General features: G+C 74.0%; 7 protein-coding genes. All 7 read left to right on the top strand.

All coding sequences use genetic code 11. From position 1 onward, the window contains the following. Positions 1–80 precede the first annotated feature (80 nt). The 7 genes from ACVCAH_RS37395 to ACVCAH_RS37365 all read left to right on the top strand — a co-directional run bounded on the left by ACVCAH_RS37395 (position 81) and on the right by ACVCAH_RS37365 (position 5,370). Positions 81–224, top strand: a complete 144-nt coding sequence (locus tag ACVCAH_RS37395; protein ID WP_447140935.1) for a transposase — start codon at positions 81–83, stop codon at positions 222–224. A gap of 161 nt (positions 225–385) precedes the next feature. Further along, the gene (locus tag ACVCAH_RS37390) at positions 386–1,876 is read left to right on the top strand and encodes a phosphatase PAP2 family protein (protein WP_447140934.1); all 1,491 of its coding nucleotides are present in this window, start codon (positions 386–388) and stop codon (positions 1,874–1,876) included. Positions 1,877–1,884: 8 nt separating this feature from the next. Continuing rightward, positions 1,885–2,676: an endonuclease/exonuclease/phosphatase family protein gene (locus ACVCAH_RS37385; RefSeq protein ID WP_447140933.1), complete on the top strand. Its 792-nt coding sequence runs from the start codon at positions 1,885–1,887 to the stop codon at positions 2,674–2,676. A gap of 96 nt (positions 2,677–2,772) precedes the next feature. Then, entirely contained in the window at positions 2,773–3,294 is a 522-nt protein-coding gene (locus tag ACVCAH_RS37380) for a SigE family RNA polymerase sigma factor (protein WP_447140932.1), read from the top strand. Then, entirely contained in the window at positions 3,291–4,418 is a 1,128-nt protein-coding gene (locus ACVCAH_RS37375) for a hypothetical protein (protein ID WP_447140931.1), read from the top strand. Before ACVCAH_RS37380 ends, ACVCAH_RS37375 begins: the two co-directional genes overlap by 4 nt. A gap of 106 nt (positions 4,419–4,524) precedes the next feature. Next, positions 4,525–5,214, top strand: a complete 690-nt coding sequence (locus tag ACVCAH_RS37370) for a hypothetical protein (protein ID WP_447140930.1) — start codon at positions 4,525–4,527, stop codon at positions 5,212–5,214. Further along, complete coding sequence (locus tag ACVCAH_RS37365) at positions 5,215–5,370, top strand: hypothetical protein (RefSeq protein WP_447140929.1); 156 nt, start codon at positions 5,215–5,217, stop codon at positions 5,368–5,370. Positions 5,371–5,582: the final 212 nt, after the last annotated feature.

Here is a 5,582-nt window from a genome sequence, read left to right as displayed (position 1 = left end):
GCCAGCGGCTACGCACCCGCACCGCGACCACCCGACGTCACCGCGGACACCTCAACCCCGCTTAACTTCGAAGAGCCCGCATGCGACAAGAGTTTCCCGATCTCATAGGCCGCTACTACCGGCCCAATAGGCTCTGGTCCGCGTCGTACTTCGCCGGCTTCTCCGGCGGCGCACCGTTGACCGTCCTGCACCAGTACATCGAGCAACAGAATCGGCCGGGCTAGGGCACGCTGCGCCTGCCCGCCCTGCCGCGCGGACCCTCGCCCCGCCCTCAAGAACGGAGTACTCGCCCGCGTCGCTGTAGCTCCTTCCCGGGCCCGCCCCCGGTGTACGCGAACCCCCGATCGGGTACAAGCGGCACGCCGGAGGCGAGAGGGAGGCTGCCGTGACCACGGTCAAAGAGGCGTTGCGACGACCCCTGGGTCACTTCACCGAACGCACCCTCGCCGGCCTGGCGCTGGTGCTCGGGGCCGGGATCGGCTTCGGGATCCTGCTCGCCCTGGTCCGGGTGCGGTGGACGCCGCTCTACGACGTCGACCACGGCGTGGCCGCCTGGCTCAACGACCTGGTCGCCCCGCACGGGCCGCTGGTGACCGTGCTCAACGCGCTCACCGACCTCGGCGGCCGGGCGGTGATCATCTGGCTGGTGTCGGTAGCCGTGATCGGCCTGCTGATCCGCCGACAGGGCCGGCTCGCGGTCTTCCTGATCGTGACCGGCCTCGGCGCGCTGATCCTCGACCCGGCGCTGAAGACGCTGGTCGACCGGCTGCGCCCGGAGGTGGAGGTGCCGATCGGCAGCTACGCCGGGGACAGCTTCCCCAGCGGGCACGCGCTCGGCTCGATGGTCGCGTACGGGGCGCTGCTGCTGGTCTTCCTGCCGGCCATGTCGCGCCGCTGGCGCAAACCCGCGATCGCCCTGGTCGCCGCCGTGGTGATCCTCATCGGCCTGACCCGGATCGCGCTGGGCGTGCACTTCGTCTCCGACGTGCTCGGCGCTTGGCTGCTCGGCGCCGCCTGGCTCGGCGTCACCGCGTACGCCTTCCGGCTGTGGCGGCTGGAGCGCGGTCGGCCGGTGCCGCCGCTGACCGAGGGGCTGGAGCCCGAGGCCGCGCACGACGTGGCGCCCGCCCCCGACGAGGCGCACCTGCTGCCGCACCCCCGGGCCGCCGTGTTCGAGCTGATCGTCGGCTGGGTGCTGGTGCTCGGCGCGCTCTACGTCTTCGGCCTGTACGTCAGCTACCACGCCGGCGGGACCTTCTTCGCCACCCTCGACACCGACGTGCCGAGGTGGTTCGCCGAGCACCGCACCCCGGCCTGGGACGATGTCAGCTGGTGGTGGAGCAAGGCCGGCGACACCCACGCCATCCTGCTCATCTCGCTGGTCTTCTGCCCGCTGGTGCTGGCCGTGTGGCGGCGCTGGCGGCCGGTGCTCTTCGTGGCGCTGACCATGTTCGGCGAGCTGAGTCTCTTCCTCGCCTCGGCCGCCGCGGTGGACCGCCCGCGCCCGCCGGTGGGGAACCTGGACGGGCCGATGCCCACGTCGTCCTTCCCGTCCGGCCACATCGCGGCCACGCTCTGCGTCTGGATCGCGATCACGCTGATCGTCTTTGCACGTACCGACCGCTGGTGGCGGTGGGTGTTCGTGGCGCTGGCGGTGGTCATGCCGGTGGGCGTGGCGGTGTCGCGGATGTACCGCGGCATGCACCACCCGACCGACTTCATGGGCGCGATCCTGCTCACCACACTCTGGATCGGGCTGCTGTACTGGGTCGTCCGCCCCAACGAGGACCTGCGCGAGGGCAACCGGCCGAGCATCGAGTCCGAGGACGTCCGCAGCCTCGACGACGAGCTGGCCAAGGCCGCCCGGGTGGACTGACCGCGCTCATGCTGCGGGTGATGACCTGGAACATCCGTACCGGCGGGCGGGACCGGGGTGGCCCCGACCGGCGGGACCGGCTGGCCCGGGTGGTCACCGCGCAGCGGCCGGACGTGCTCGCCCTGCAGGAGCTGCGCGGTTTCGACGCCGGGACGCTGGCCGGGTTCGCCGCCCGGCTCGGGATGCGCGGCCACCTGGCCCGCTCCTGCTTCGGGCAGCCGGTCGCGGTGCTGGTCCGCCCGCCGTGGCGCGTCGTGGGCGCCGCCCCGCTGCGCCGGCCGTTCCACCACGCCGCCGAGCGGGTGGTGCTGGCCACCGGCGCGGGCCCGTTCACCGTGCTGAGCACCCACCTGCATCCGTACTCGGGAACCCTGCGGCTGGTCGAGGCCGGCTGGGCGGCGACCGCCCTGCGTCGGGCGCCGGGGGAGCTGGCGTTGCTGGCCGGCGACCTGAACACCCTCGATCCGGTCGCCGACCACGCCGACCGGATCGCCCGGCTCTCCCCGGCGTACCGTCGCCGGCACCTGCGCCGGGACGGGCGGACGGTGGACACCCGGGCGGTGGCCCGGCTGCTGGAGGCCGGCCTGGTCGACCTGTACGCCGGGCCGCCGGACGAGGGGTTGACCGTGCCCACCCGGCACGGCGGGGCCGAGTTCTCCGGGATGCGGCTGGACTACCTGCTCGGCACGCCCGCCCTGGCCGGCCGGGTGCGGGACTGCCGGGTGCTGCGGGGCGGCGAGACGGAGTACGCCTCCGACCACTACCCGGTCGTCGCCGAGGTGGGCCTTACCCCGGCCTGACCGTCGCCGGATTCGCGGCACCGGCCGTGCAACCCTTTCCGCTCCGGCGCTCATCGATACGGGTGGGGTCGCGCGGACCGGAACGGGGGGTGGCCGATGCAGGCGACACAGCAGCAGGAGTACGTCGAGTTCGTCACCGGGGCCACCCCGAAGTTGCGGCGCACCGCGTACCTGCTGACCGGGGACGGTGACCGCGCCGATGACGTGGTGCAGCAGACGCTCGTCCAGCTCTATGTCAAGTGGCACCGGGTGCGCGACGCCGACGACCTGGGCGCCTACGTGCACCGGATGCTGGTGAACGCCTTCCGGCAGGAGCGGCGGTCACGGTGGCGGGGGGTCTACCTGTTCGACCGCACACCGGAACCGCCACCGCGAGCCGGCGCACCGGATGACGGGGACCCGGTCGTGGACGGCGTGGCGGTGCGTGCCGCGCTGGCGGCGGTGCCCCCCGGCCAGCGGGTGGTGCTGGTGCTCCGGTTCTACGCCGACCTGACCGTGGAACAGACGGCCGCGGTGCTCGGCTGCTCGACCGGAAACGTCAAGAGTCAGACGGCGCGGGGCTTGGCCGCACTGCGTCGGCAGATGTCCGAGGGGAACCCGAAGGAGGTGCGCCGATGACCGGGAACGATGAACGCGAGGTCCGCGACCTGCTGCTCCGGGCCGCCGACGACTGGCCCGCCGGGACGGTGCTGACCGAACCGCTGCTGACCGAGGGGAAGCGGGCTGTCCGGCGGCGACGCCTGGTCGCCGGGGCCGCCGCGGCCGTCACCGCGCTCGCCATGCTCGGTGCCACGGCCCTGCTCGACGGTGCCCGCCCGACGCCGCGCCCGGCCCCGGCGGACAGCCCAAGGCCGGTGACCGGTCCGCCGGCCGAGGTGCCGGAGCGCTTCGACCCGGGGCAGTGGCTCTTCCGGCTCGACGGGATACCGGACGACCTGCCACTCCGGCGCTACTCGACGGGCGAACACGGTCAGGGGGTGACGCTGACGAGGCTGCGGCCCAGCCGGGAAGGGAACTGGCTCGGGGTGGATCGCGAAGTCCACGTCTCGATCGCCGCCCGCGGAGTCGACATCTTTGAGTCGATGCGCGATTCCGACACCGATGACGAACCTCACCGCCCTGCCCGCACACCGCTGCCGGGGGATTTGGTCGCCCCGGTGCAGGGTGCGCCGGCCTACCTGCACATCAGCCGGGAGTGGGAGGTAACCCGCCTGTCCTGGCAGTACGCCCCGAATGCCTGGGCGGTCGTCAGCGTGCAAGGGGACGAACGACCGGAGGAGACGGCCCGCCGGTTCGCCGCGGCCATGGTCTGGCAGCCGTACCGGGTCACCATGCCGTTCCTCGACGCCGCCCCGCCGGCCGCCGCCCGGCTCAACAGCACCGTCGTCACGGTGGATCACGGACGGTGGACGGAGGCGCAGGTCAGTTACCTGGCGCTGTCCCGGCGGAAGGCGTCGCGCTTCTACCGGGACCTGATCATCGGCGTCTCCCGGGACCCGACCTCGCGATCAGGGAAGGCGGACACCACGGTCGCCGGCCGGCCGGCCTGGGTGAACGAATCGCTAGGACAGTACCGGGTCGGGCAGTTGCCGGGCGCATGCCCGACCTGCGTCGCCGAGGTGGGTCATGACACCAACGCGGGCCGCCTCGCGCTGGGCAACCGCGACGCGGCGCTCGCCCTCGCGGCGACCGTACGGCTGGTCGACGCCCCGAACGACATGGCGGCCTGGCGGCCGCTGTAGTCGGAGGCCACTGTGGTCGGTCCAGGCCGCGTCGGTGCGGTGCGGACCGACCACAGTGCCGCCAACCGGGGCGGCGGCGCTTGCTCCGGCTGGCTACGGTGACCGGGTGATCGACCCCGCACCGCCCCGGCCGCCGGTCCGATCCGACGCCCCCGCGCCGCTGGTCGCCACCGTCGCCCGCTGGATCGCCCTGGTCGTGGTGGTGCCGGTCCGGCTGGTCTGGGAACTGCTCGTCGCCGTCGGCACCGCGCTGCACCGGTGGCTGCTCGCGCCGACCGCCCGCTTCGTCGACCGGTGGCTGCTGCGCCCGCTCGGCTGGCTGCTGCACCGCGTGTTCTGGCTGCCGCTGGTCTGGCTGGGGCGCGGGCTCGCCTGGGTCGCCCGGACGCTGGTCTGGCCGCCGCTGGTCTGGCTGTTCCGGAACCTGGTCTGGATTCCGCTGGTCTGGCTGGTACGGGGGCTGGCCTGGCTGGCCCGGATCCTGGTCTGGGTGCCGCTGGTGTGGTTGGGGCGCGGGCTTGCCTGGCTGGCGCGCACGGTGATCTGGCTGCCGCTGGCCTGGTTGGCGTACCACCTGGTGTGGCTGCCGGCGGCGTGGCTGGCCCGCCTGCTGGCACCGCTCGGCCAGCTGCTGGTGGCCGGGCTGGCCGCCGCCGGCCGGTGGCTGCGGCGCGGAATGGGAGCCGTCGCCCGGGTGCTGATCGGTGCGCTCCGCTGGGCGTGGTGGGCGGCCGGCCGGCTGCTCCGGTGGGGGTACATCGTCACGCTGCGGCCGTTCGTGCTCGGGGCGGGCTGAGTGTGGCGGCACGCCGTCGCGCCGCTCGGGCACGCGGTCGCCGCCGCCTGGCGGGCCACCGTCACCCCGGCCGCCCGCTGGCTCCGCCACACCCTCCTCGACCCGATCCGCGCCACCACCCGCGAGGTCCTGCTCGCCCTCGGCCTCCGCCGCTGACCGCCGCCCACGCCGACGGTACGGGGTCCGGTGCCCACGCCGAACGGATCTTGGAAAGAACGGGCCCCTATTGGGGCCATTTCTTACCAAGATCGCCCCGCGACCCCGCGACCCCGCGACCCCGCGACCCCGCGACCCCGCGACCCCGCGACCCCGCGACCCCGCGACCCCGCGACCCCGCGACCCCGCGACCCCGCGACCCCGCGACCCCG

Source organism: Micromonospora sp. LZ34 (assembly GCF_052981855.1).
Note: the sequence above shows the minus strand (reverse complement) of the source record. Positions and strands in the feature narration are given on the sequence as shown.

Excerpts from the sequence above, each read along its gene's own strand:
- ACVCAH_RS37395 (WP_447140935.1), top strand. The coding sequence starts at position 81 with ATGCGACAAGAGTTTCCCGATCTCATAGGCCGCTACTACCGGCCCAAT.
- ACVCAH_RS37385 (WP_447140933.1), top strand. The coding sequence starts at position 1,885 with ATGCTGCGGGTGATGACCTGGAACATCCGTACCGGCGGGCGGGACCGG.
- ACVCAH_RS37380 (WP_447140932.1), top strand. The coding sequence starts at position 2,773 with ATGCAGGCGACACAGCAGCAGGAGTACGTCGAGTTCGTCACCGGGGCC.
- ACVCAH_RS37375 (WP_447140931.1), top strand. The coding sequence starts at position 3,291 with ATGACCGGGAACGATGAACGCGAGGTCCGCGACCTGCTGCTCCGGGCC.